This is a genomic window from Methylorubrum sp. SL192 (genome assembly GCF_026672325.1).
Taxonomy (GTDB): Bacteria; Pseudomonadota; Alphaproteobacteria; order Rhizobiales; family Beijerinckiaceae; genus Methylobacterium; species Methylobacterium extorquens.
On sequence record NZ_JAPPQV010000003.1, the window covers coordinates 4167183 to 4192607 of the forward strand.

General features: G+C 66.5%; 26 protein-coding genes, 2 tRNA genes and 1 pseudogene. 9 read left to right on the top strand and 20 right to left on the bottom strand.

What is annotated here, in order from left to right; all coding sequences use genetic code 11:
- Positions 1 to 104: 104 nt before the first annotated feature.
- The 11 genes from OVA30_RS20075 to OVA30_RS20125 all read right to left on the bottom strand — a co-directional run bounded on the left by OVA30_RS20075 (position 105) and on the right by OVA30_RS20125 (position 13938).
- The gene (locus OVA30_RS20075; protein ID WP_015952805.1) at positions 105 to 566 is read right to left on the bottom strand and encodes a hypothetical protein; all 462 of its coding nucleotides are present in this window, start codon (positions 564 to 566) and stop codon (positions 105 to 107) included.
- A gap of 110 nt (positions 567 to 676) precedes the next feature.
- Positions 677 to 1555 carry an aldo/keto reductase gene (locus OVA30_RS20080; RefSeq protein ID WP_268176574.1) on the bottom strand — a complete coding sequence of 293 codons (879 nt, stop codon included), beginning with the start codon at positions 1553 to 1555 and terminating at the stop codon, positions 677 to 679.
- Positions 1556 to 1635: 80 nt separating this feature from the next.
- Positions 1636 to 2472: a hypothetical protein gene (locus OVA30_RS20085; RefSeq protein WP_268176575.1), complete on the bottom strand. Its 837-nt coding sequence runs from the start codon at positions 2470 to 2472 to the stop codon at positions 1636 to 1638.
- Between the two features lie 84 nt (positions 2473 to 2556).
- The gene (locus OVA30_RS20090; protein WP_268177517.1) at positions 2557 to 4488 is read right to left on the bottom strand and encodes a methyl-accepting chemotaxis protein; all 1932 of its coding nucleotides are present in this window, start codon (positions 4486 to 4488) and stop codon (positions 2557 to 2559) included.
- Between the two features lie 443 nt (positions 4489 to 4931).
- Complete coding sequence (locus OVA30_RS20095) at positions 4932 to 6443, bottom strand: Do family serine endopeptidase (RefSeq protein ID WP_268176576.1); 1512 nt, start codon at positions 6441 to 6443, stop codon at positions 4932 to 4934.
- A 113-nt stretch (positions 6444 to 6556) separates the two neighbouring features.
- Positions 6557 to 7309 (bottom strand): DUF2459 domain-containing protein, encoded by a 753-nt coding sequence (locus OVA30_RS20100; protein WP_268176577.1) that lies wholly within the window; start codon positions 7307 to 7309, stop codon positions 6557 to 6559.
- Positions 7306 to 10026: a valine--tRNA ligase gene (locus OVA30_RS20105; RefSeq protein WP_268176578.1), complete on the bottom strand. Its 2721-nt coding sequence runs from the start codon at positions 10024 to 10026 to the stop codon at positions 7306 to 7308. Before OVA30_RS20105 ends, OVA30_RS20100 begins: the two co-directional genes overlap by 4 nt.
- Before the next feature lie 314 nt (positions 10027 to 10340).
- Positions 10341 to 10937, bottom strand: a complete 597-nt coding sequence (locus tag OVA30_RS20110; protein ID WP_268176579.1) for a PopZ family protein — start codon at positions 10935 to 10937, stop codon at positions 10341 to 10343.
- A gap of 125 nt (positions 10938 to 11062) precedes the next feature.
- A complete protein-coding gene (locus OVA30_RS20115) occupies positions 11063 to 12556 on the bottom strand; it encodes a TolC family outer membrane protein (RefSeq protein ID WP_012255747.1) in 1494 nt (497 codons plus the stop codon).
- Between the two features lie 490 nt (positions 12557 to 13046).
- On the bottom strand, positions 13047 to 13697 hold the full coding sequence (locus tag OVA30_RS20120; protein ID WP_268176580.1) for a protein-L-isoaspartate O-methyltransferase family protein: 651 nt from the start codon (positions 13695 to 13697) through the stop codon (positions 13047 to 13049).
- Positions 13698 to 13864: 167 nt separating this feature from the next.
- Positions 13865 to 13938: transfer RNA gene (locus OVA30_RS20125), tRNA-Cys, on the bottom strand.
- A gap of 243 nt (positions 13939 to 14181) precedes the next feature.
- On the opposite strand from OVA30_RS20125, the gene OVA30_RS20130 reads away from it, so the two are divergent.
- Positions 14182 to 14257, top strand: a tRNA-Asn gene (locus OVA30_RS20130).
- Between the two features lie 123 nt (positions 14258 to 14380).
- Here the strand turns inward: OVA30_RS20130 and OVA30_RS20135 are convergent.
- On the bottom strand, positions 14381 to 14722 hold the full coding sequence (locus tag OVA30_RS20135) for a hypothetical protein (RefSeq protein ID WP_268176581.1): 342 nt from the start codon (positions 14720 to 14722) through the stop codon (positions 14381 to 14383).
- Between the two features lie 157 nt (positions 14723 to 14879).
- On the bottom strand, positions 14880 to 15014 hold the full coding sequence (locus OVA30_RS20140; protein WP_268176582.1) for a hypothetical protein: 135 nt from the start codon (positions 15012 to 15014) through the stop codon (positions 14880 to 14882).
- Positions 15015 to 15368: 354 nt separating this feature from the next.
- Here OVA30_RS20140 and OVA30_RS20145 point away from each other — a divergent pair, with 354 nt between their 5' ends.
- Together OVA30_RS20145 and OVA30_RS20150 are read left to right on the top strand one after the other, a co-directional pair.
- Positions 15369 to 15728 (top strand): hypothetical protein, encoded by a 360-nt coding sequence (locus OVA30_RS20145; protein ID WP_244413449.1) that lies wholly within the window; start codon positions 15369 to 15371, stop codon positions 15726 to 15728.
- Positions 15729 to 15937: 209 nt separating this feature from the next.
- Positions 15938 to 16470: pseudogene (locus tag OVA30_RS20150) on the top strand (IS481 family transposase); the annotation flags it as partial.
- A gap of 225 nt (positions 16471 to 16695) precedes the next feature.
- On the opposite strand, the gene OVA30_RS20155 reads toward OVA30_RS20150, so the two are convergent.
- From OVA30_RS20155 to OVA30_RS20180, 6 genes are all read right to left on the bottom strand, one after another.
- Complete coding sequence (locus OVA30_RS20155; protein WP_082291296.1) at positions 16696 to 16926, bottom strand: hypothetical protein; 231 nt, start codon at positions 16924 to 16926, stop codon at positions 16696 to 16698.
- Between the two features lie 606 nt (positions 16927 to 17532).
- The gene (locus tag OVA30_RS20160) at positions 17533 to 17778 is read right to left on the bottom strand and encodes a hypothetical protein (RefSeq protein ID WP_268176584.1); all 246 of its coding nucleotides are present in this window, start codon (positions 17776 to 17778) and stop codon (positions 17533 to 17535) included.
- Positions 17779 to 18682: 904 nt separating this feature from the next.
- Complete coding sequence (locus OVA30_RS20165; protein ID WP_003600807.1) at positions 18683 to 19057, bottom strand: DUF4440 domain-containing protein; 375 nt, start codon at positions 19055 to 19057, stop codon at positions 18683 to 18685.
- Between the two features lie 175 nt (positions 19058 to 19232).
- Positions 19233 to 19508, bottom strand: a complete 276-nt coding sequence (locus OVA30_RS20170) for a hypothetical protein (protein WP_003600805.1) — start codon at positions 19506 to 19508, stop codon at positions 19233 to 19235.
- Between the two features lie 27 nt (positions 19509 to 19535).
- On the bottom strand, positions 19536 to 19790 hold the full coding sequence (locus OVA30_RS20175; RefSeq protein ID WP_003600804.1) for a hypothetical protein: 255 nt from the start codon (positions 19788 to 19790) through the stop codon (positions 19536 to 19538).
- A 429-nt stretch (positions 19791 to 20219) separates the two neighbouring features.
- A complete protein-coding gene (locus OVA30_RS20180) occupies positions 20220 to 21116 on the bottom strand; it encodes an NAD(P)H-hydrate dehydratase (RefSeq protein ID WP_268176586.1) in 897 nt (298 codons plus the stop codon).
- Between the two features lie 228 nt (positions 21117 to 21344).
- Here OVA30_RS20180 and OVA30_RS20185 point away from each other — a divergent pair, with 228 nt between their 5' ends.
- The 5 genes from OVA30_RS20185 to OVA30_RS20205 all read left to right on the top strand — a co-directional run bounded on the left by OVA30_RS20185 (position 21345) and on the right by OVA30_RS20205 (position 23598).
- Positions 21345 to 21635 (top strand): hypothetical protein, encoded by a 291-nt coding sequence (locus tag OVA30_RS20185; protein WP_015952821.1) that lies wholly within the window; start codon positions 21345 to 21347, stop codon positions 21633 to 21635.
- A gap of 73 nt (positions 21636 to 21708) precedes the next feature.
- Entirely contained in the window at positions 21709 to 22071 is a 363-nt protein-coding gene (locus OVA30_RS20190; protein ID WP_268176587.1) for a hypothetical protein, read from the top strand.
- A gap of 235 nt (positions 22072 to 22306) precedes the next feature.
- Positions 22307 to 22501: a hypothetical protein gene (locus OVA30_RS20195; protein WP_015824740.1), complete on the top strand. Its 195-nt coding sequence runs from the start codon at positions 22307 to 22309 to the stop codon at positions 22499 to 22501.
- Between the two features lie 150 nt (positions 22502 to 22651).
- A complete protein-coding gene (locus OVA30_RS20200; RefSeq protein ID WP_165301602.1) occupies positions 22652 to 22819 on the top strand; it encodes a hypothetical protein in 168 nt (55 codons plus the stop codon).
- Positions 22820 to 23391: 572 nt separating this feature from the next.
- Positions 23392 to 23598, top strand: coding sequence for a hypothetical protein (locus OVA30_RS20205; RefSeq protein ID WP_012255761.1), 207 nt, complete (start codon positions 23392 to 23394; stop codon positions 23596 to 23598).
- Positions 23599 to 23638: 40 nt separating this feature from the next.
- On the opposite strand, the gene OVA30_RS20210 is transcribed toward OVA30_RS20205, so the two are convergent.
- Positions 23639 to 23914, bottom strand: a complete 276-nt coding sequence (locus OVA30_RS20210; protein WP_056464203.1) for a hypothetical protein — start codon at positions 23912 to 23914, stop codon at positions 23639 to 23641.
- A 420-nt stretch (positions 23915 to 24334) separates the two neighbouring features.
- Between OVA30_RS20210 and pstS the strand changes: the two genes are divergently transcribed.
- Positions 24335 to 25375 carry a phosphate ABC transporter substrate-binding protein PstS gene (gene pstS, locus OVA30_RS20215; RefSeq protein ID WP_268176599.1) on the top strand — a complete coding sequence of 347 codons (1041 nt, stop codon included), beginning with the start codon at positions 24335 to 24337 and terminating at the stop codon, positions 25373 to 25375.
- Positions 25376 to 25425 lie beyond the last annotated feature (50 nt).

A 25425-nucleotide genomic window follows, 5' to 3' on the forward strand; every position in this document is an offset into this window, starting at 1 on the left:
TTGCGCCAGCGTCTCGCGGCGTCAATGGCGGGAAGAGACAAGCGGGGTCTCCGCTGCCGGGCGAGGGGCGCTCGGATTGCGACGTTGGGGTTTGCGGCCGGGGCTCAGTTGATCGAGCCGGTGGTCTCGCCGGGGCATGTCTCCTGAGCGCGGGCGCGCAGGACGCGCTTCAGGCGTAACGGCTGCGCGCCGTCGGCGCCGTGCAGCGTGCCGACCAACGCGTCGGATCCGGCCGTGCCGCGGAAGCTGACGAGACCGGCGCTCGTCTCGACATGGAAGGCAACATCTTTCGTGCTGTCGTCGATCGACACCGCGGTCTCGATCGGGGCAGGCAGGCCCGCCCCCTCGTAGACGAGGTTGTCGCCCTTGGGCCAGCGCTTGAGCGTGATGCGCCGGCCGGCCTGCGCGCCGTCCGCGGGCATCGTGCAGAGGTCGGCGTACACGTAGGTGCCGGAGACCCAGCTCGTGCGCGCCTCCGCCGGCAGGGCGGCGAGACCGGCGATCGTCAACCCAGCGACCAAGCCACCAAGGAGACCGGAGCGTGCGCGGTGGCCGGCTGACGACATGTCGATCCTTCCTGTCCGGCACCGTGTCGGCGCCCGGAACGGAAAGGCTCAGCCCCTGCTCGGTTCCGTGGCCACCTCGGTGCAAGGTGCGCGCCAGCACCTGTCGGATGTCATGCGCCGGCGCCCTGCCATGCCTCGTGTCCCGCCCGGTCGAGGACGGCGAAATCCTCGTCGCTCAGGGTGAGGGTTGCGCCCGCGGCATTCTCGGCGAGGTGGCCGGGATCGCCGGTGCCGGGGATCGGCAGCATCACCGGCGAGCGCTTCAACAGCCATGCGAGGGCGACCGCGCTGCCGCTCGCGCCGAGACGCCCGGCGATCGATTCTAGGGCCGAACCGGGGCCGGCCAGCGACCCCTTGTCGAGGGGCGCCCAGGGGATGAAGCCGATGCCGTGCCGCTCGCAATGCGCCAGCACCGCCTCGCTGGTGCGATCGACGAGGTTGTAGCGGTTCTGCACGCTCGCCACGGGGAAGAATTTTTGGGCGGCCTCGATGTCCTCGACCGAGACCTCGGACAGGCCGACATGGCGGATCAACCCCTCCTCCTGCATCCGGGCGATGGCCTCAAACTGCACCTCGCGGGGGCAGTCCGGGCCGATCCGATGGAGCTGCCACAGGTCGATCCGCTCGAGACCGAGCCGCCGCAGGCTCATCAGGACGCATTGGCGCAGGTAATCGGGATTGCCGACGGGCTGCCAGATATCGGGCCCGTGCCGCGTCAGGCCGCCCTTGGTGGCGACGACGAGCCCCTCGTAGGGGTAGAGCGTCTCGCGAATCAGATCCTCGCTGACGAAGGGGCCGTAGCTGTCGGCGGTGTCGATCAGGTCGATCCCGAGGCCGGGCACCGCCCGCAGTGTCGCCTTCGCCTTGTCCCGGTCGGGCGGATCGCCCCAGATGCCGGTCCCGGTGATGCGCATGGCGCCGAACCCGAGTCGGTGAACAGTGAGATCCCCGCCGATCGCGAAGGTGCCCGATGCTTCGACGCTCGCCATGCCCATGTTCCTCTCGCAGCCTTCCCGTGACGGGAGAACCCGAAAGGCCGCTGCCGGGTCCGTTGGCGGCGCAGGGCTCTTCAGAACTCGCGGATCAGCCGCAGAGCCGCGACGAGCCCGGCGTTACGGTTCGTGCGGAACTCGACACCGAGGCCAGCCTGGAGGCTCGTCAGTTCCGAGAGGCGGCGGTGGATCTGGGGAATGACGAGGGTGCGGGTGCGATCATCCCCGGCGATGTCCTGCCTCAGATTGATTTCGAGCCCCAGCACCGTCTCCGGATCGAGGTCGTAGAAGACGGAATGGTTGAGGAGCAGCGCGGTCGGTCCGAGCCGGCGCAGGCCGACCTGTCGCAGTCCGGCCATGCTCAGCATGCTCCAGCGCGCGTCGAAGCGGTATCCGGAGATGTAGAGCAGGGAATTGCGGACCGTCGCGCTGCCGCGCTCGATCTGGCCGAGATACTGCCAGCCGTGGATCCAGCGCCCGCCCGCCCCCGTGCCGAAGGTGCCCTGGAGGGCGAACTTGACCTGCGTCAGGCGTCCGTCCTCGAAGGGAAGCTCCAACTCGAACGACTGGCCGTCGGCGTAGGCGTATTCGAGTTCGGGAGCCCAGTCCGTCGGTCCCCGGTCCAGCGGCCGGACCGCCAGGACGTTGACCTCGCGCTCGCCGGCCCGTGCCCCGAGCGGACGCAGCAGGTCGAACACCATCGGTTCGGGGATGCGCGGGTTCTCCGCCGCAAGCGGATCGGCACGGGCGATGGCCGGTAGGGCGGCGCAGGCGGTCAGGGCCAGCGCGACGCCGCGGATCATCGCCCCCCTCCGGCCGAGCCCCGACGCAGCTCGGCCCGCCGCGAGGGCGAGCCGAGCGAAAAAGCCGTGACGGGAGCGGGCGGCACCGGTCTCAGGGTCCGTGCGTCTCATTTGGCAACGTTCGGCCCCGTGGCGGAGCCGGCCGTTGGTAGACGCTGACGGGTGGACCGCTAATCCGTCCACTCGGCAGGGCCGTCAGGCGGCCCGGATTGCGGCAAGGAAGTCCTCGACCTCGCGCCGCACGTTTTCGGACTGGGTCGAGAGCTCGGACGAGGCCATCATCACCTGCTGCGCGGCCGATCCGGTCTCGCTCGACAGCGCCTGTACCTGTGCGACGCTCATCGATACGTCCTGGGTGCCGCGGGCTGCTTCGGAGGCGTTGCGGGCAATCTCGTTGGTCGCGGCGGTCTGCTGTACGACGGTTGCCGCGATCGAGGCGGTGATGTCGTTGACCGAGACGATGGTCCGGCCAATCTGCTGGATCGCACCGAGTGCCTGGGTCGAGGCGGTCTGGATCGCGCTGACCTGATCGGAGATCGCCTCCGTGGTGCGGGCGGTTTGCGCCGCGAGTTCCTTGACCTCGGTGGCGACGACCGCGAAGCCGCGGCCCGCCTCGCCGGCCCGCGCCGCCTCGATGGTGGCGTTGAGGGCGAGCAGGTTCGTCTGGCTCGCGAGCCCGGAGATCATCGTCACCGCCTCGCCGATCTTCTCGGCCGCGCGGCTGAGATGGCTCATCGAGTCGGTGGTCGTCCGGGCCTCGTGGCTGGCATGACTCGCCACGTCGTTGGATTGCTGGACGCGCCGCTCGATCTCGCTGAGCGAGGCGACCATCTCTTCGGCCGCTGCGGCGACCGTCTGCACGTTGACGGTGGCTTCCTCGGCCGCGGCGCTGGAGGCGACCGCCTGCCCGTTGGTGTTGTCGGCGACCTGCGTCATCGATCGGGCGGTGCTGTCCAGTTCGGTCGCCGCCGAGGTCACGATGGCGATGGAGGCGGCGATCTTTTCCTCGAAACCGCGCACCAGCCCATCGACACGATCGGCCCGGCGCTGGCGAGCGGATTGTTGGGCCACCCGCTCCGCTTCGAGTTCGATGCGGGCCACGGCGTTCTGCCGGAACACCTCGACCGCCTCGGCCATCCGGCCCATCTCGTCCACCGCGTCCCGAGACGGCACCTCGATGGCCGTCTCGCCCGCGGCGAGGCGGCTCATCGCGGCGGTCATCCCCGAAATCGGGCGGATCAGGCTGCGGGCGATCAGGAAGGCCAGGGCGGCACCCGTGGCCAGGATCAGGCCGAGCAGGATGAGCTGGACGGTCTTCGCCCGCGTCATCAGGGCGTTGCTCTGCTCGACCCCGTCCTGAAGCGCCGCCTCGAGCTTGCTGCGCACCGACAGGCCCGTCGCGTTGATGCCGTCCACCCTCGGCTTCAGCGTCTCCTCGAAGAACGCCTCGCTCTCGACGATGGCCTGGGAGGCGGCGACGATGCTCTTGTTGAGCCGGTTCAGGGTCTCGCCGACGAGCTTTGCCGTCTCTTGGTCGGCGGCGGCGAGATCGAGACCCTTCAGTTTCGCCAAGGCCGCCTCGGCGTTGCCGAAGGCGTTGGCCGAGAGGGCACGGCCCTTTGGATCCTTGGTGGCGAGGAAGCGCCAGTTCATGATGCGGAACAGAAGCAGCGTGCGCTCGACCTCCACGGCCTGAGCGATCACCGCATCCTGGCCCGTGGCCCGCAACTGGGCGACGAGGACACCGGAAGCCTTGGTTAGGTCGTCGCCGTTGGCGTAGACGCCGGCCCGGTTCTCGCGGATCTGCGCGCCGAGTTCGACCAGCTTCGGCAACGCCTTGCCGAGATCGGTGGACTGATCCCGAAGCCGTTCATAGGCCGCGCGCCGCTCCGCGCTCGGTGTGCTCGCAATGAGCTTCTCGGAGCCCTGCCGGATCGAGTCCAACGACGCGAACATTCCGGTCGTGTAGTCGGCGGCCTGGGTCAGCCTGTACTGGGCAGCCTGACCGATCAACCGGTCGGACAGACCATTGATGGTGTAGAGCGTTCGGGCTGCGGATTCGAGCTGAGCCCGCGCACGGAACATCTCGTCGAGACTGTCGAGCTGCGTGTAGGAGAACGCTCCCATACCGCAGGACAAGGCGACTAATGCTGAAAATCCACCGTAGAGACGCGTGCGAATACCGGTTTTCATCAGACTGCCGTCGAGCGAACAAATGTTGTCTCGTTGTGCCGAATGACGCCTTTCCGGGATCTTAACTTACGATGGGCGGAGCCTCAAAAATCGGCAGTTGTGTATAAAAACCAGACAGTTGACCTGAGGATGTTCAAGTAACCTGAGAGAGCGTTCCGGCGGATCGTGCAGCCTCTTTCGAATTCGAACGACGCTTGTAGCAAAACCGGGTGCGGCGGGCCGCGCCGTTGCGGCCCCTTGGCGAGGCGCCGTCTGCGGGTCGCATAGCGTCGAGACCGAACGAAAAAACGCCCGCTCTAGGAGCGGGCGCGAAGTCGGGATGAGATGCAAGGCGGTCGGCGGGGCCGGAGGCGGCCCCGCCGTGATCTGCGAGGGGATCAGCCCTCCTTCTTGCCGAGGGCCACGGCGACGAAGCGGGTCTGGCCCTTGGCGCTCTTCACCCGCATCAGCACCGCCTTGCGGCCGTTCGATTCTGCGGCGCGAATCTGCGCCTGGACGTCGGAGGGCTTCGAGACGCTGGTGCCGGCGACATCCAGGATCACGTCGCCCTGCGCGATGCCCTTGGCCGCGGCCGGGCCGTCGGGATCGACATCCATCACCGCCACGCCCTCGTCGCCGAGGCCGATTTCGCTGGCAGGGGCCAGGCTGAGGCCGAGGCGCGCTTGGCCACCGGACGTGCTGTCACTGCGGCTCGCGACCTTTGCGTCGGTTGGCTGCGTGCCGAGTTCGACCGTCGCGACGTCGCTCTTGCCGCCCCGCAGATAGGCGAGTTTCACCTCGGTGCCGGGCTTGAGGCCGGCGATGCGGCGCGAGAGGTCGCGGGCATCGTTGACCGGGGCGCCGTTGACCGACTCGATCACGTCACCCGATTTCAGACCCGCCTTGGCCGCGGGCGTGCCGTTCTCGGCGTGATCGACCAGCGCGCCCTTGGCCTTGTCGAGGCCGAGCCCGTCGGCGATGTCCTTGGTCACCGGCTGGACCTGCACCCCGAGATAGCCGCGCACCACCTTGCCGTCGGTGCGGAGCTGATCGACCACCGTCTGCACGGTCTCGGCGGGGATCGCGAAGGCGAGGCCGACCGAGCCGCCGGACGGCGAGGCGATCGCCGTGTTCACGCCCACGACCTCACCGTTGACGTTGAAGGTCGGGCCGCCGGAATTGCCCTTGTTGATCGGCGCGTCGATCTGCAGGAAGTCGTCGTAAGGACCGGCGCCGATGTCGCGGCCGCGGGCCGAGACGATGCCCGCCGTCACCGTGCCGCCGAGGCCGAACGGGTTGCCGATGGCGACGACCCAATCGCCGACGCGCGGGGCACTCTTGCCGAACTGGACGTAGGGGTAGCTGCCGCTCTCGGTGATCTTGAGGAGCGCGATGTCGGTCTTCGGATCCTTGCCGATCACCTTGGCGTCGAGGGTGCGGTTGTCGTCGAGCGTGACCTGCACGGTCTTGGCCTTGTCGACGACGTGGTTGTTGGTGACGACGTAGCCGTCCGCCGAGATGATGAAGCCCGAGCCGACCGCGCCGCGCTCGCCGCGCTGCGGCATGCCGCGCCCGCCCTGACCACCCGGACCGCCCTGGCCGAAGCGCTTGAAGAACTCCCGCAGCTGCGGCGGCACCTGCTGCAGGTTGGGGCCGCCCGCGCTGTCGTCGTCATCGTCGGCGCTGTTGTCGAGCTTCACCTTCACGGCAACGACGCCCGGCTTCACCTTGTCGACGACGTTGGCGAACGAGCCCGGCGGGTGCTCGGGCGCTTCGATCGGGGTCTTCGGCAGGGCCTGGGCATAGGCCTGGGTCATGGGCTCGGTCAGGCCGAACCCGGCCGCGCCGCCCGCGACGAGGGCGGCTGCGGCGACGGAGGCGAAGGCGCGGCGGCGGACAGTCATGGTCATGGAGGTCTCCGACGGGAAATGGGCCGGTCGGCTGCCCTTCCGTTGAACGTCGGGGCGGCGATCCGTGAGGAGACTCCTAGAGGCCCGAGCCTGACCGCCGGATGGCGCGAAGATTACGGTTTGGACAGGTCCGGCTCCGCCTCCTCGGGCGCCGAGGCCGTCAGGCCCGAGCGCCAGCGCAGGTCGGCAAGCAGGCCCGACGGATGCGTGTCGAGCACCGGCGTGATCGGCAAACCCGCTGCGTTGAGGAGATCCGCCGCCCAGTGGTTGCAGACGTTGCTGTACGAGAAACGCCCATGCGCTTCGTAGAACAGGCTCGGGCCGTAGAGCCCCGGGCCGAGTGCGGCCGGCTGGCCATCGGTGAGCCGGAAGCTCGCCTCCAACCGTGCGAGGAGCCGGGCCAAGCCTTTGCGCGAGAGCGGGACCGGGACGATTTCGGCCTGCGGGAAGCTCGCGCGGGCGGGGCGTGCGAGGCCGACAACCTGGATCACGCCGTCGCTTCCACCGGGTGTGAACAGCGCCGAGAGGGCCAGCCGCCAGTCGAAGGCGGCGAGCGTCGGCGTCGCCCGGTAGAAGCGCGCCTCGCCCCAGCCGAATTCCAGGGCGTCGTAGGCGCGAAAGCGCGTGGCGAGATTGCGTAGGGCGGTGCCCGCCCCCTCCCCCGTTAGGCTGTCGCGCGGCAGGACGAGACCGGAATGCCAGCCGTGGCTGACGAGGAGCACCGTCTGCGTATCTGGCTCGGCCGGCGGGTAGAGGCTCGGGTCACCGGGACGGGCCGTCCAGAGCGTCAGCGCGAGAAGCGCGGCGGCCAGCCCGGCCAAAGCCAGTCCGGCAAAGGCCAGACTGAGCCGCCGCAGTTTTCTCATGCCTCGCTGAGCCGGACCAACGCTTCCTCGATCTTGACGAGCCGGGCCGCCTCCGCGTCGCGGCGCTCGCGCTGCTCGTCCACCACCTCTTCCGGCGCGCGGGCGAGGAAGTCGGCGTTGCCGAGCTTGCCGTCGATCTTGCCGATCTCGGCCCGCGCCTTGCCCGCCTCCTTCTTCAGCCGCGCGACCTCGGCCGCGAGATCGACGATGCCTTCGAGCGGAAGTGCGGCCACGCTGCCGCGCACGAGGAGCTGGACGGCGTTCTTCGGCGCGGCGTCGGCGAAACCGATCTCGGAGAGACGGGCGAGGCGGGTCAGCGTCTCGCTCCAGCGCTCGACCCGAGCACGGACGCCCTCATCGGCGCCCACCAGCACCAGCGGCACCTGGGCGCCGGCGGGCACGTTGGTCTCGGAGCGGGCCGAGCGGACCTCGGAGATCAGATCGACCAGCCAGCCGATCTCTTCCTCGGCCTCACTGTTCGTATAGGCCGAGAGCTCGGGCCAGGATTCGAGCGCGAGCAGGCCGCGCGGTGTCGGCAGCACCTGCCCCTTGATCGCCCATAGCTCCTCCGTGAGGAAGGGCATGAACGGGTGCAGCAGCTTGGCGATCTGGTCGATCAGGAAGGCGACCGTCGCCTGCGTCTCGGTGCGTGCCGCCGGATCGACGCCCTCGCCCTGAAGCACGGGTTTGGCGAGTTCGAGATACCAGTCGCAGAACACGTTCCAGACGAAGCGGTAGGCCGCGGCCGCCGCATCGTTGAAGCGGTAGACCGTGATGCCCTGCGCCACCTCCGCCACCGCCTTGGCGGCCTCGGTGAGCGCCCAGGCGTTGAGCGTCTCGCGCACGGCCTCGGGCCGGAAATCGGCCTCGAGTTCGCAGCCGTTCATCTCGGCAAAGCGCGCCGCGTTCCAGAGCTTGGTTGCGAAGTTGCGGTAGCCCTCGACCCGCTGGGGCCCGAGCTTGATGTCGCGGCCGGGGGCGGCGAGCGCGGCGAGCGTGAAGCGCAGCGCGTCGGCACCGAAACGGTCGATGAGATCGACCGGATCGACCACGTTGCCCTTCGACTTCGACATCTTCGCACCCTTCTCGTCGCGGACGAGGGTGTGCAGGTAGACGGTCTCGAACGGCGCCTGATCGGTGAGGTGCAGGCCCATCATCATCATCCGGGCGACCCAGAAGAAGATGATGTCCTTGCCCGTGACCAGGGTGTTGGTGGGGTAGAAGCGGGCCAGTTCCGGCGTCTTGTCCGGCCAGCCGAGGGTCGAGAACGGCCAGAGTGCGGAGGAGAACCACGTGTCGAGCACGTCGGGATCGCGGGTCAGCGCGACCTCACGGCCGTGCTTGGCTTTCGCCTGCGCGACCGCGTCCGCCTCGCTCTCGGCGACGAAGATGCCGCCCTCGGCATCGTACCAGACCGGGATCTGGTGGCCCCACCAGAGCTGGCGCGAGACGCACCACGGCTCGATATTCTCCAGCCACTGGAAGAAGATCTTTTCGTAGTTGTCCGGGACGAAGCGAGTCTGCCCGTCGCGCACCGCCTGGAGGGCGCGCTCGGCCAGCGGCTTGACGTTCACGTACCACTGGTCGGTCAGGTAAGGCTCGATCACCACGCCCGAACGGTCGCCATGCGGCACCGCGTGGGTGTTGGGCTCGACCAGGCGCAGCAGGCCGCGCTCCTCCATCTGGGCGACGACCGCTTTCCGCGCCTCGAACCGGTCGAGGCCGTCGAGCGCCAGCGCGGCGTCCTCCGGCTCGGCGCCGTCGAGGAAATCGGCGTTGCCGGCGATCTGGATCCGCGCCTCGGCATCGAGGACGTTGATCGGGCGGCAACCGTTGCGGCGTCCGACCTCGAAATCGTTGAAGTCGTGGGCCGGGGTGATCTTGACCGCGCCGGTCCCCTTCTCCGGATCGGAATAGGCGTCGGCGACGATCGGGATCAGCCGGTTGACCAGCGGAAGGCGGACGCGTTTTCCGACAAGGTCGCGGTAGCGCTCGTCGTCCGGATGGACAGCGACCGCCGTGTCGCCGAGCATCGTTTCGGGGCGCGTCGTCGCCACGGTGATGATCGCGCCGGTCGGCGTGCCGGCCTCGTCCACGACGGGGTAGTCGAAGTGCCAGAGATGGCCCTTCACCTCGATCTGCTGCACTTCGAGGTCCGAGATCGCGGTCTGGAATTTCGGGTCCCAGTTCACGAGGCGCTTGTCGCGGTAGATCAGCCCCTGCGCGTGCAGATCGACGAAGGTCTTGAGCACGGCGCGGCTCAGGCCCTCATCCATGGTGAAGCGCTCCCGCGACCAGTCGCAGGAGGCACCGAGCCGCTTGAGCTGGCCGATGATCGTGCCGCCGGATTCCTCCTTCCAGGCCCAGACCCGGCGCAGGAATTCCTCGCGTCCCAACTCGCGGCGGCCCGGCTGTTGCGTCTCCATTAGCTTGCGCTCGACCACCATCTGCGTGGCGATGCCGGCGTGGTCCGTGCCCGGCTGCCACAGCACGTCCTTGCCCCGCATCCGCTCGAAGCGGACGAGGATGTCCTGGATCGTGTTGTTGAGCGCGTGGCCCATATGCAGCGAGCCCGTCACGTTCGGCGGCGGGATCACGATGCTGAAGGGCTCGGCGCCGGCCCGCTCGGGGCGGCCGGCGCGGAAGGCTTGGCCCTCTTCCCAGGCCGCGGAGACGCGCGCCTCGACGGCGGCGGGGTCGAAGGTCTTGTCCATCATGGGCGGGGCGGGCTTTTCGAGGCGGCGTTCTAAAAGATGTCGCCGCCGCTATCGGCCCGCCGCGGGGCCGTCGTCAACCGTCGGCCCGTCGGTGCCGCGGGCAATCGCTTGAAGCGATCACCCTGGTTTTCTTCTAGCCTCAAGCGCCGGCGGCCGCCTCCGCGGCCTCAGGCTACCGCTCTGCTCGATGCTTTCCGGGGCTCATGCCCCGAAAAGCCCGCTCCGCGCGGCGCTCTTCGCGCCGCGAAGCCGCTTCGATCCACGGCTCTGCAAGTGCCGTGGTGCAATCACCCCGTGATCGAGGGCCGAACGGCTCACCGCCCGCGGGCGACCCGCTCGATCTCGATGCGCACCAGCCGCTCGACCATGTGCGGAAGGTTCTCGTCGAGCCAGCTCTTCAGCATCGGCCGCAGCATGTCCTTAACGAGATCCTCTAGCGTGCGGGCGTTCTGCGACAGCACAGTGTGGGCAAGGAGCTGGAAGTTCTGACCGACACTTTCGCCGGTGCTGGACGAGACGAGCCGTTCCGTCACCTCCTCCTCGACCGCCGCGCGGACCCGATCGGTCACTCTCGGGGCGCGAGGCGGCTCAGGGGCAAAGTCGAAGGGGTCCGGCTTGGCTGCCGGGGGCTCGAAATCGGGCTCCGGTTCCGGGTCGAAATCCGGCATGCGGAAATCGATTTCGGGGATGTCGAAGGCAACCGGCTCGGGCTTGCGCACCGGCTCTGCCACTTCGGCGAGATCGAGCACGTCGTCGTCCGGCGGCAGCACGGGGGCCGGCGCGGGCGGCGCTTCGGCCTCGACGGTCTTGGGAGCTTGGTCGTCGGCAATGATGCGGCGGATCGAAGCCAGGATCTCCTCCATGGAGGGCTCCTGCGTCTTGTCCTGAACCTTAGGGCTCGCTGCGCTCATCGGGACGATACTCGGTGACGATTGACAAGACGATGACTTGGTTAACGAACTATTGCATCGCCTTGCCCGGCATCAACCATGGTCCGCCGCCGGCCAACAGGAAAACGTCGTCCCCGACGAGGCCGTCAGCGCCCGTCGGGGGTGCGCAGGCCGAACCAGAGATCGCGCACCTGATCGAGATGTTCGCGGGCGCTGTACGGGGTGACCGGCAGGCTGGTGAAGCGGACGGTGAGCCGGCCGACGGCCTGGACGACATCGTAGGAGTTCACCACGCGGTCGCGCTGGGCGCGGATCAGGGCGACGCGCGCGGAAAGCAGTTCCTGCTGCGCGTTCAGCACGTCGAGGGTGGTGCGCTGGCCGACGCGAGCCTCCTCACGCACGCCGTTCAGCGCCACCTCGTTGGCCTGAACCTGCGCCTGCGAGGCGATCACCTGCGCCTTCGAGGCTTCGAGATTGCCCCAGGTCCGCACGATCGAGGCGCGGATGGTGTCGCGGTCCTGGTCGGCGACGAGGCGGGCCCGCCCGACATTCTCTTTCGCCTGCCGGATCGCGGCGTATTCGGCGCCACCCTGATAGAGCGGAATGTTGACCCGTCCGACGATGGAGGCGGTGACGCCGTTGTCGCCGGGGAACTGCTGATCGTACCGCTGCTGCACCGCTCCGGTGATCTGCGCCTGCGGATAGAGCGCGCCCTCGTTCACCTTCACCTGCAGCTCCGCCACGTCCACGGCGTGCAGCGAGGCGAGGATCTGCGGATGCTCCTTCAGGCCGATGAGAATCGCCTGATCGAGCGAGGCCGGCACGTAGCGGTCGAGCGGGCGCCCGGGGGCGAGCTGGCGCGGTTCGACGCCGACGATCTGGCGGAAGATACCGATCGAGGCACGCAGGGCCGCCTCCGCCGCGCTCACCTGTGAGCGGGCGCCGGCGAGGCGCGCTTCGGCCTGGGCGACGTCGGTGCGGGTCACCTCGCCGACATTGAAGCGGTCGCGAGTCTGACGAAGCTGCTCTTCGAGCACCTCGACGTTGTTGCGCTGAAGCTCCAACGTCGCCGTGTCGCTCAGGACGTTCATGTAGGCCTGAGCGGCGTTGAACAGCGTGTTCATCTCGGTCTGGCGCAGGCCTTCCCGCGTGCTGAGCACGGTCGATTCGGCCGCGCGCACCCGGTTGTCGGTCTGAAAGCCGTCGAAGACGTTCTGGTTGATGGTCAGGCCGGCGCCGCCCGGGCGGGTCGTGAGATTGATCGGCCCGCTGGCACCGACGCCGCCGATCTTACCCTGGAATTGCTGGATGCCGATGTCAGCCGAAAGCGCGGCGTTCGGTCGGTAGCCGGCCTGGAAGCGATTCACATCCTCGTCGGTCGCGCGCAGGTTCGCCCGCGCCGCGTTCAGCGCCGGGTTGGCCTGATAGGCGCGGGACAACGCGCTCTCGAGGGTCTCGGCAGCCGCCGGACTTGCGACAGCCAGTGCCGAGACGACGGCGCCAGCCAGCCGAAGCGCGGACCGCGCCGCAGGGTTCCGTTCTTTCACGTCGATCAGCCCTTGCGGTTTCTCGATATGCCGTCCCGCCGCACTGCCGTGTCCGCTCCGGTGCGTCGCCTCAGCAAATGCCCCGGAGGACATCTGCAGGACGACCCGCACCGTGAGGGTCGCGACAGGGATGCCGCATGCACATCCATGCGATGGAATGGCTAGCCCGCCTCGTGCCCGAGAGTAGCCGAGCTTGCGTTACCGACGACAGGGCTTACCGCACCGCGTCGTCGGATTGCGGGCGGGTGCCTCAAAAAAGCGACACCCCAGCGGACTAATCCCTCATGGCCGTGTGCCGGCGCGCACGCGTGCTTTCGCGCAGTTTTCGGCGGTCACCGTACCCGGCGCGGCAGTCGGCCTGAGATGGGATGGATTCGGTGCATCGGCCGGGCGCGCGGCGCCCGGATTGCGAGGGCGACAGGGGCCTGGCGACAGCCCCGGCGGAGGCTCCGTGTCGCTCACAAAACGCTCGCCGTGCCGCCGTGTCCGGAGGGAAGACGGGGGCGGTCGGGAGCGCTTTGAAACAAAGACCGAGAGACGCCGACCTGATGCAATCAGGTCGGATACGGCTCTATGAGCGCGCTTAGAACGCGAAGCCGGGTTCGGTCGCGAAGCTCTTCAGGGCCGGCAGCGAGGCATCGAAGAGTGGGCGGGCCCCGAAGGCATCGCCCGCCCGCACGAACAGGGTCGCCTTGGCGTTGCGGTGCGGACCGAGCACGCAGACCAAGCGCCCGTCATCGCGCAATTGATCGAGCAGGGCCTGCGGCCGGACCTCGACCCGTCCCTCGACGAGGATGGCGTCGAAAGGCCCGCCCTTGGCCGGAGCGGTCAAGGCACCCTGGACGAGGTCGACGGTGTCGCCGAGGCGCTCGCGGGCGGCGCCGATGAGATCCGTGTCGGATTCCAGGGCGACGACCTCGGCGCCGAGCTGCCGAAGCATGGCCGCGCCGTAGCCGTAGCCGGTGCCGACATCGAGGGCGCGGGTGCCCGGACGAATCTTGAGCGCCTGAATCAAGCGCGCCAGCAGCATCGGGGCGGGCATCGCGCGAATCCCGTCCGCGCCGGTATCGAAGGTCAGCGTCTGGTCGATATAGGCGAAATCCTCGCGGCCCGGCGGGACGAAGCGCTCGCGGGGTACGGTGTCGAAGGCATCGAGCACCGCGACGTCGTTCACATCGAAGGTCCGGAGCTGACAATCGACCATGAGGCGCCGCGCCTGAGCATAATCGAGCATGAGCCGTGCATCCCTCGCCGCCGCGCCAGACCGTTTCCCCGCCCGCCCGTCGAGCGGCGCCGGCCCGAGCGGGTCGGGTTGTCGTGGATCGTTCCTAGAATTGCAAGGCTCGCACGAGCGCCTTGCATGGCCAGAAACGAGCAGATTGTCAGGGGTATCGGAAAGTTTGGAGGCCTCGCCCGGAATCGAACCGGGGTGCAAGGATTTGCAGTCCTCTGCGTAACCACTCCGCCACGAGGCCTCGTCGCGAATGCGCGACACTCCGGGCCGAGCGGCCGGTCCGGAGCGAGGCGTCTCTAGCAGAGGCTTGACCCGCTCGGCAACGGTCTTGTCGCTCGATCGACACAAACGCCGCCGCCGCCCCGCGACCCGGTGGAAAAAGTGCGTCGTCGGCTCAGAAGGCGCAAAAAGCGGCGTTAGGACCCTTGCGTCCGAAACCGGCGAAGGCTAATGACCCGCCACCGCCGCTGAGGCGGCCCGGTGATCCCCGATAGCTCAGTTGGTAGAGCAAGCGACTGTTAATCGCTTTGTCGCAGGTTCGAGTCCTGCTCGGGGAGCCAAATCTTTCAAGCACATAGCGGATCTACGGCAGAGGCGCGATGCCGCCTTTGTTCCTCGGCCGTTTTTAGCCGCCGAGCTTCGCCGTTCGTAGCGCGGTCCGACTGAACCACTGATCCGCGGTTTTAGAGCATCGTTGTCGATATCGGCGTGGGCGTCGCGGTGCGCATCACGTTGTCCGGCACCGCCCTGGCCTCGCAAGCCTCACTCATCGCCCCTGCCCTGCCGTCCATGTTCCAGATGCCGTCTGGCTTGCCGGAGGCACGCGCGGGTTCGCGGAACGTGCGGCCGAGGTGCGGAGCACCGCCACAGGAGGCCGGAGCGTTCGTCGATGACCAGGGACCAGCGCCGGGCGGCTGCTTCTCGGCGAGCCGTTCGGGGGCGTGGCTGAGATCGTACTCGGCGACCGCGTTGCCGGTCGATCCCGACATCGGCCGGGCCACCATGGATGCGTGATCCTCGAACACCAGGGCCGGCGGTCGCCCGCGGGCGCGTTCGAATCGGGGTGTCCCAGCCCATGATCGACAAACCAAGCCGTCGTCTTGTCCTTCACCTCGTCGGATCGGCCGGACCAAATCTCGACGTCGGCGCAAGTGTTGTGGAGCGCCAGCAGAGTGCGAACGATCAGGTGCAGGGCCCGTCCCGGTCGCAAGCCGCGTAATATCCGCGCCAGTCCTTCTCCTTGCCGGGACGATTCGGGACCTGCGCCCGGTGCTCGGTGAGGGCCAAGGTGCCGTCCAAGTCGAACACGACGAACACGGGCTTTCTCGCCCGCGTGAGGCTCTGATCGCGTGCAGGGATCGCTGGTCGCGCGCTCTCGTCGGCAGGACGTGCAGTCGTGAGCGCTCGACGGGTTCGAACGAATCGGGGGCCAGTTCGATAAACGCGTAGCAGAGAATGCCGAGGATGTTTTGAAATCTGGTCGGATCAAGTTATGTGAATTAATTTCTGGGTCTTCTATTGAATATTCGCTTGGGAAACTACTTGCTTTGATTTTGTATTTGCCCAATTTATCTGAGGTGCGTCATCGCACGGACGGATCTGTGTTGATTTTGTAGATTGATACATCCTGAAATCATATTTAACGGCGCCTGCGGCCTTCCATAACTCTTCGTGACCCGCGATGACGACGGTTGTGCCTCGCAGAAATGCGTCGCCAGCCGTGGAATTATGGATCTCAAAAAAGCAACAGAGACACTGATCGTTTTCGCCGATTTGGACCTTCTCGTTGAACGGGTGCTTGCGCTGGTGAGGGCGCATAATGCGCTGAGGCAGGACGGTTTTCACCTAATATCCGATGACGATTTGGTCGAGATCTATCGATTGCTCACCGAGCTTCATGAGGTGGCGATCGATGGCGTTGATCCAGAGTTAGTCGCGCCGACCATTCTTCAGCTACGCCTGAAGCTCAGCGTCTTGGAAGTGACGATCAGTGCCCATCTCAACGCGCCAAGCCCCCAATATTTGCATTGAGGTCATGCTGAGGCAGATCGGATAACCGCCTTTGGCTTACGAATTTCGGTTGGGAGCCGAGGGGCGCCCTCCGGTACGCGGTCTGTGAAGTTATTCACCAACACAGGGTGCATGCGTCCCTAGCCCCATCAAGCGCGGCCGGCAGGGGTCGAGGTGTCTGATTCGCGATGTGGTGATACGGTTGACCGCCATGCTGCGAGGGATGCGCATTGGGCGCGGTTCTCCACGACAGCGTCGCGACGACTAAGGCGGTCCGTCGCGCATTACAGCGACGTCAAGCGAGCGTGAGAGCGGCGGCTAAGCGCGACGGCGTCATATCCCGCGATCATGCAGAAGTGGCACGATCGGGAGACGACGGCTGATGCCATGCGGCCGAAGGAGCCCCGCTCGACCGTGCTGACACCGGAGGGGAGGCGGTCAACGTCGCTATATTCAGCGGCACACGGTGCTGCCGCTGGGTGACGGCCTCTACGGCCTGCAGCCCACCATCCCGCACCTGATCCGCTCGTCGCTGAGCGGCCGCCTGAGCTGCCTGCCGGAGATGGATAGCGGCAAGCCGGAGAAGAAGCGCTTCTCCGAGTACTCCATCGGCTACCTGCGCGTCGACATTGCCGAAGTCAGGACAGAGGAAGGCAAGCTCTAGCTCTTCGTCGCCATCGATCGAAACTCGAAGCAGGCCTTTGCAGAGCGAGAGGCAAAAGCCAATCGCTACACTGCATCGGACTTCTTACATGCGCTGGTGCGTTCGCCCCGTATAAGATCTACGCGGCGAGCCTAGGCGACGAAGTTCGATATGCTTGCGCCGGACTGCAAGCCGCAGGTGGACGAGCCGCCGGTCGCGCATTGCTGCCCTCAACTGCCAGTCGTGCCAGCGCCTTCAAGACGAAGTGTGTGGCTTGGAGACTGGTGATCCCGCGCAGAGGGGCCGCCGGCGTCAGCTCCGCCAGACAGCCCCCTCTGACAAGACTCAGCGAACGGACGCTGCCGTGGCGTCGGCCACGATCTTGCGGCTAGCGGGCGCAGCAACCGTGATGTGAGGCGTGGTCGTAAGCTCGGACGCCGGACGGACCGACGCCGTGGCGCGCGCCTGTTCGCGGAACAGCGGCGGGGTTAGATGAATGCTCTCATCAGCCATGGCGGAGTTTGCCACAGCGACAGACGCGAGAGCGACGAGGGAAAGAAGCTGCATCGTACGCATGGATCATCTCCGGTGTGGTCAGCCTTTCACGGCGACCGATGGAGGATTGAACCATGGAATTTGTGCAGTGCGATAATCGCTGTGTGCATCGCACCATAATGCGCTGTCAGGTGTTTCTTCTCGATATTATGCAGAACCTCTAGGCATGTTGCGTTGTCTCTGGTCCGTGAGCCATGCGCTCAGCGGATATCAAGAAAATCTTGAAATGCTCAAAAGGATTTATTCTGACGCTTTATATTTCGCTTAGGCGTCTCAGCGACTGTTTGAGTGCATAGGCCTGCGTAAAGAGCATTGCCGCTACGCAATGAAACCAACCCTCGCTCAGCCGGGTATCGCAACTCAAAAGCTGGATACTGGTGCGTTGCTGTCGATGCTTGGCGTGGACAGACCGAGGACCTGCCGATCATGCACGCCTGAGTTGATCGGCCCGTCTGGCCTACCATGCTGGGAAAGCTGCCCTGATGATGAAGACCGGGAGCCAAACGGGGATCGCCGGAATGCCAGTCGGGGCGCTGAGCGTGTCCTAATAGCCGGTCACGTTGCCGAACCGGATCTTTTGCAGATCGGTGCCGACCGCCTTATGCGCTTCTTGATCATCACCCCGCATCAATCCACGCGCAACGACCTATACTCAGGATGGACGCCGTAGTTCAGCGGCATGATCCAGCCTAAGCCCACGGCCTCAGCGCCGAAGCGCTCGATGAAGTCGATGCAGGCCTTGTAGATGTTCGCGCAGGCCGTGGTGCCGAGATACCGGCAAAGCGGTGAAGTCGGTTGGAGTGCGCCGAAGACTCTGCGCCCTTGATCCGCTTCGGAGGGGAGCGGACCGGGCGCGGGTTCAGGACGGGGCATCGGTGCTGTCCACCGACATAGAAACCGTCAGTTACCTCAGCCTCGCCGGTCGGAGGCAAAAAGAGCTGCACAAGCCCTGGACGCGCAGAGGACGGTACGTGCCGGCGCCGAACGTTTCAGGGGCTCCATTCACCAACAGAGAGTGGCGTCACTCCTCCCGTCGAATGCGAAGCCGATCGACCGTAAGCTCGCCGATCTCTAAGCGGCCGATCCGGGCCCGCCCGATCGACAGCCGCCCGATCGCGAAAGCTCCTACGGCAAGCGCACCAACGGCCAACGCTCCAACGGCGAGTGCCCCAACGGCGCCCCGCCTGACCGCGGCCTCTCGGACCGCTACGGACGTCAGCGGATCGGCAGGTAGGTTGCGGGTCATCGTGGCAGACCTTTCGCTCGACGGAGGGCTTGGCGGAGTGCGAGGCGTTGGAGTTCAACCTTGCCGCCAGCCTATCCCGGCGATCGCGCGCAATCGAGACAGGATGTCACCGCAGGGTGAATCTCGCCTCAGCGAATCATCCTCTCCGTGTTGCCGTCTCTCAAAAAAGTCAGCCACTCCACCTGACTGTTCATCGCTTTGTCGCAGGTTCAAGGCCGGCTCGGTGAGCCAAACTCTTCCAAGCTCTCGGAGAGCCTGCGGTTTCCGCACTTTACGGTGCGCTGGAATGACCGCGAGCGCGACGGCTGCGCAGGGCTGATCGTGTGTGATCCGTTCGACCAGCTTTGCTGAGTTGCCCCCTGCATCGCGCTTGCGCTCGCTTGAAGGGGGGTATGCGCACCGGCCCTGCGCCGCCTCTACTATAAGAGCGAGAGCCGCCCGGTCTTCCGAGGCGGCTCCCTTTCACGATGTGCTCGGCCGTTGATCGCGACGCGAGTCGTCGTCGGCGACCGCTCTCACGTGACCGCCGCGTCAGCGCTTCTCGTCAACGACGGGGGCAAGAATGCGCGGGGTCTGCTGGTGTTGGACCACCCGCCATTCCTCATGCGACAGCCGGCGGTAGGTCGAGGTGCAATGGGCCTCGTAGGTCTCTTCGCCCCGTGAGGCTTTCACGGAGTAGGCGATGACGATCAGGCCTTCCTGGGGACGCGCGATCCGGCCATCGTCGAATTCGACGCCGGACCAACGGGGTGTGTTCGCGACCGCTTCGATCGCTTGAGCGCCGCCGAAGACGTAGGGCGGCTGCGGCAAGGCCATCAGGCACTCGTCGTCGACGAGTTCGCGGTAATGATCCGGGTCACCGGTCCAAAGGCTCTTTTCGAACGACCAAACACGATCATCGTCCACGGGGTCCTCCTCAGGCTGTCGAAGTGCCGGGACAAGACCTGCGCGCGGTGATCGTTCCTGGAGTGCACCCGCCCTGATGGTCGCGTGCGTCGCCCTGCCGGCGTCGGACCGGTCGAAACTCTCATCCTCACCAAGAAGCCGGCGAGCTTCACGTCGGCCTGTTCCGCCAGCGCCCTCAGGCGCTGGCGACCTCGAACTCCATGCCGCGTCCCGGTCCCTGGTCGGCATAATCCACGAGCGTCAGCCCGCGCTCGATCAGCGTCTCTTCGAGGATGTCGCGGTGCTTACGCACCATCTGCCCGATCGCCAGCGGCGTCAGGCGCGGGCTCGAGCGACGCAGCGCATCCACGCCGACATGGGCCGGCATGCCCTCGTTCTCGGCGATCCGTGCGAGCGCCAAACCCAGGTCGCGCGCTTTCGTCTCCGCGGCCGATTTCGGCTTGAAAGCCATGTGATGCCTCTTCTCTCGATACTTTCGTCAGGCGGCCTGCAGCGTCTCGGCGAAGTCTTCCGGCACCTCGCCGAACCGGCCGAGAATCGTCGCGCTTTCCAACTCCCCCGTTTCGTCGTCAGCCACGATCTGGATCGCGGCGGTGCCCGGCAGCCGTGTGGCCATCGCCTCGGCCCGCTTCAGTGCACCGTTCACCGTCGGTGATACCTGCTGGTCGCCGGGGCACAGACGTTTGCGCTTCAGAATGAAGGTCTGCACGAGGTAGGTCGTCCGCATCGTCACCGTCGGTTCTCCCGCACCAGGGCCGAGCCGGCCGCCATTCACGCGTCGGGCAGGCCGACGCGGTCACGGAAGCCCGAGCCGGAAATCGGCCGCCCGCTTGTTCTATTTTCGTTCTAGCACGAAAGATGGCGCTGCGTGAGCTTGTTTTGCAGCGCCGACACGCTTGGCGGGCGGCTGTTTGCAGCGTTCGCGATCAGCCACCACCGATGCCGGAGATCACTTTGCCGGTGCCGTTGCAGTCCGGACAAGTCTTGGCTTCGATCTGGCCGCTTCCGCTACAGCGGGGACACAGGTTCTCACCCGTTCCGGGTGTACCGGGCGGTGCTTCATCGCCGGGTTTCGCGGGCTCCGATTGCGTCATAATTACGCTCCCTCGTCTGAGGTCAGGGAGAACCCGCGCCGTTTTAGCCATGTTCCCGGCGCCGACGTTTACGACGAGTGGCCCGCATCGACGTCACGCAGGATGGCGGGTACCTCGTCGATGATCTCGCGTGCCAGGAAGCCGACTGGTCCGACGCGCTCAGCGAGCCGCCGCCCGGCTTGCCCGTGCAGATAGACCCCCCATGCCGCCGCTGTCGTCGCCTCCGTGCCGCGTGCGAGCAGCCCCGCGACGATGCCCGCCAAGACATCACCGGAGCCGGAGGTCGCCAGCCCGACACCGCCGCCGCTGTAGAGCCACGGCTCACCGGAGGGGGGCACGATCCAGCTCTGCGCGCCCTTCATGATCACGACGCATCCGAGCTTTTCGGCAGCCCTTTGAGCTGCCGCCAGAGGATTGGCTTCGACCTCGCTTCTGTCGATGTCCAGGAGCCGAGCCATCTCGCCGGCATGCGGCGTGATCACCGCGCGGCTACCGCAGGACCGGACCGCGCCGGCCTGCGCGCCGAGCCCGGCTATGACGCCGGCATCGAGCACGAGTGCCGAGGAGGCTCCAGCCGGAAGAAGCGAGTGGACCAGTGCGTCGGCCGTAGCTCCGGCGCTCAGCCCCGGGCCGATCAGGATCGCGTTGCAGCGCTCCGCCAAGGCCGGCAGGCGTGCCGCGGCCGAGGCCGGGTCGATCCCACCCTCCTCCGTCTCGACGAAGCCGATGACCCGCGCCTCGGGCACCGCGAGAGCCATCGCCGACGCGGCGCTCTCCACGGTCGCGATTCGGAGGCGACCGGCTCCGGCCCGGAGCGTGGCGACGCCTGCCAGAAAGGCGGCGCCCGGAACTTCGGCGGATCCACCGACCACGAGGACCGTGCCGCGCTCCTCCTTGCTGCCCTCCTCGGGGATCGGCAGGGGCAACTCCCGAAGGCGATCGAGTGTGAGGTGGTTTACCTTCATCGAGCGGCTGCGTGTGCGTCCGGATCGGTCCAACGTCGCGGCGCCATCCTTCGCAGGTCCGAGGATGGTGCCGGACGGTAAAGCGTCGGACGGCGCGTCCGTATCCCTTCAGCGTACGAGCAACTCGATTCGATTTAGCCGCTTCGAACGTGTCACTAGCTCCAATTGGCGATTGGATACAAAATCGCGGCCTCGGGTTCCCCGATGGACAGATCATCGGGAACCGCCATGAAAAACCTTCTCATTCTCGCAAGCGCGGCCGGCCTCATGGCTGCGAGTCTCGTCCCTCTGACTGCGACATCGGCCGATGCCCGCTCCCGTCACAAGAGCCGTGGGATCGTCACGAGCGACGGCAGCGTGACCGGCGGACGCGGCCGGGGCCAAACGATCTCCCGCGGCGCCACGGGAGCCAGCACCATCAGCCGCAATTCCGCGGCGGGCGGCAATGCCAATCAGCCCGAGCGTGCGGTCCCGCAGGGGAGCGGTGGTGGCGGAAGCGGTGGCGCCGGCGCGCAGTGACGCCCACTCGGCGTCGGTGAACGGCGCGGGCGGCGATCACGACGACAATCGATGCGAAGAAAGTGTGTGATCGATGGCACTCCGTTCCGAGACCCCGCCCCCTCCGGCCGACCATGTGCCGGACGCACCCGCTCCGTCGGAGCGTCCGACCAGCGCGCAGCTGAAGGCCGAAATCGATTCCGGCCGCACCGGCGATAAGATCCCCGCTCACGATCCCGGCTTGTCGCCCCTCGGGACCGATGACGAAGCGGCCGGGACGCCCGCGGATGCGTCCCGCGTCGCGCTGGCACGCCAAGAGGAGACCCGGCCGCGCCGCCAGAGGGCCAGCCGAATGCAGACCGGGCACGGCGCCAACCGCTGGGTCATGCCGGCCTATTACGGGGCCATCGTGGTGGCGGCCCTGGCGGTCGGGCTCGTCGTGTGGCTGTTGCGCTGACCTAACGGATCGCTGCGATCGGGCGATCCCAGCCATTGCCCCGGCGGCGTGATCCGGTCGGCCCGCTTCGGACGCCCTGCCGACGTGTGTCGATGCACGATTGTTCCAACTTTACGCGATGGTGCAACGGCATCTTATCGGGCGCCTGCCACGCTTCGGTGCTCACGCGGGGACATCGATGTCCAATCATGCAGGATTTCCGGTCGACGCCCCTCCGACGCCCGGTGAACCTGGGTTGATCGCGGTCGATGAGCACACCTCGATTGGGTGCTGGGTCCACGACATCTCCGCGCAGGACGTCGAGATCGTCGTTCCCGACGCCTCCCTCGTCCCGGACGTGTTCCTGCTGACATCGTCGGCCCAGGAGTCCATCAAGGTGTGCCGCACCCTGTGGCGAACCGACGAGATGATCGGCGCACGGCATCTTTAGGGTGTCGTCCAGACAATGGTCGCCGGCCTTCGACACAGCGGTACAGCGGTACGATAATGGCGGCTTCGAGCATTGCTTCGGAAAGCGCATCGATGCGTGTGCAACGAACCGCGCAGGCCGTTGCCGGGTTGATCGAGCCGGAGGTTCCTCATGGCCGAGACCAAACAGACGGACAAAGTCGAAGCCCCGGATCGACCGCGCCTGACGCCTCAGGGCCATAGCAGCGGCACAGCTTCCGGGGAGGACAGCACCGACCCCCAAGGCGGCGCGAAGCAGGGTCAAAGCGACAAGGCGGAAGGCGAGCGGCGCGAGCCGTAAGCGCTGAAGCGCTGGTCGCCTGAAACGCGATGATGCGCGTGTTGCCTTGAGGTCAACGCGTGACGGGCCGGCTTCTCAGGAGAAGACCGACCCGCCTGTCGCCTGCGTACCGCATTGGGGGGCTGGCAGCCCAACGACAGTGATTCAAACGGACCCAGTGCAGCGGATCATCCCGAACCGTAACGACCGGGAAAACTTCGGTAAGGCCGCCAAATCATTGTCACAGCGGTCTTTTTTCCGCGAAATCGCTGCGGCACGGGAGAATTTTATCCCATCATGTGCGCTAGCGCACGAAATTTGCTCTCCATGACGGGGGTTGCGGAAGAAGGCGTTTCCCCGAAACGGCACGGAGGCGCTCGGATATTCCGGCTTTATATCGATGCGTTCGACCGGAGCGTGGACAACTTTTGTCCCGCCACGGTTCACGTCCGGCACCTCGAATTATTGCCGACGAAGTTCCGGCCGCGTCGTCAACGGTAAGTTCTTATTAACCATCTCGATGCAATCCTCGTGACCATCGCTCCCCCTTGCCGGTTGCGACACAGTTCCTTCAGATTCGGCCTGGTCGATTCATGGTACATCTCGCGACGGACTGCCCCAGCGGATTGATCGTCGAAGCCGCCATGCCCGCTCTAAATGGCGAGAGTCGCGATCGGATCGGACAGGGCCTGCGTGACGCCTATGTCGAGCGCTGCGACGCGCAGCCGATCACCGACGCGCAAGTCGAATTGCTGCTGCAACTCCGGCAGAAAGAGCGCGATCGCCGCCGCAGCGCCTGAGGATCGGGTCTCCCCGTCTCAAGAGGCCATGGCTTGACGATTACTGCCAGCGCCGGGCCTTCGGCTGCTGGCGCCGGACCTCGGCGGCCCGGATCATGGTCAGTACCCGATCGAGATCCTTGAGCAAAGACGACTCGGTCGCGCGTGCCGAGGCGATCTCCTGGTCATCGCTGCCGAAGCGCTGACGCTGCTGCTGCAGCGTCAGCTCGTCCTCAAGCGCCGCCCGCTCCGCGTGGAGCGCGAGGTAGGCCGCGTCCTGAGGATCGGCCGGATCGAGGAGGGGCTCTTCCTCGCGGGGTAAATGTGGCTCCGTCACGATGACGGTCTCCTCGGACGTTTCAAGCGCAGACCCGGTCCCACTCAGGATCTCAAGAGCGAGATCTCGTGAAGATCACTGCCGTGGAACGACTGAGCGTGCCTCACGAAACTTCCGGGCGCTGACCATCGTTGCATCGGCCGCGATGCTGCGGCGGACATATTGTCAGAGAAACTGACCCGCGCACCTGTTCCGGTAACGCTCCCGGGGGACGAGTGGTCCCGTCGCGGTCCCATCCTCCGTGAAATTTCGTCTTCCCCCAGGGCTTTCCGGGAGCTTTCCAGGGGCTGTCATGTCACCGTCATGTCGCCGTCATAGAGGCGGCGCGTCGGTGCACTAGATGGCAGCAGCGTCGCAGCGAGACCGGTTTCAAATCAGGACCGGCCCCGACAATGCGCCCGACACCCTACGGAGATGCTCGTGAAACCCTTCACTTACGCTCTGGCCGTCGGCCTCGCGGCCGCCCAGCTCGCGACCTCAGCCCTGGCCGCCGACATCACCGGCGCCGGTGCCACCTTCCCCTTCCCCGTCTATTCGAAATGGGCCGAAGCCTACCGCAAGGATACCGGCACGGGCCTGAACTACCAGTCGATCGGCTCGGGCGGTGGCATCAAGCAGATCCAGGCCAAGACCGTTGATTTCGGTGCCACCGACGCGCCGCTGAAGCCCGCCCAGCTCGAGAAGGACGGCCTCGTCCAGTTCCCGACCGTCATGGGGGGCGTCGTCCCGGTGATCAACGTCCCGGGCATCGAGGCCGGCAAGGTCAAGCTGACCGGTGAACTCCTGGCCGACATCTATGCCGGCAAGATCCTGAAGTGGTCCGATCCGAAGATCGTCAAGCTCAACGACGGCGTGAAGCTGCCCGACGCGAACATCACCCCGGTCTACCGCTCGGACGCCTCCGGCACGACCAACATCTTCACCACCTACCTCTCCTCGATCTCCGAGCCGTGGAAGAAGGAATTCGGTGCCGCCACCACGGTGAGCTGGCCGGTCGGCCAGGGCGGCAAGGGCAACGAGGGTGTGACCGCCACCGTGAAGCAGGTTCCGAACTCGATCGGCTACGTCGAGTCGGCCTATGCCAAGCAGAACAAGCTCGCCTACACGCTGATCCAGAACAAGGCCGGCAAGTATCCGCAGCCCGATGACAAGGCGTTCCAGGCCGCCGCCGCCAGCGCCGACTGGAAGTCGACTCCGGGCTTCGGCATCACGCTGACCAACCAGGCCGGCGAGGAAGCGTGGCCGATCACCGCCGCCACCTTCATCCTGGTCCACAAGGAGGCCGCGGACGCCGCCAAGGCCGGCGACGTGCTGAAGTTCTTCGACTGGGCCTACAAGAACGGCGACAAGCTCGCGACCGAACTCGACTACGTGCCGCTGCCGGACAACGTCGTCGGGCTGATCCACGAGGAGTGGAAGGGCATCAAGGGCAAGGACGGCAAACCCGTCTTCGGCATGTAAGCAACCGTCTCAGGCCCTCTCCCGCACCCGGGAGAGGGTCTTTCTCCGAG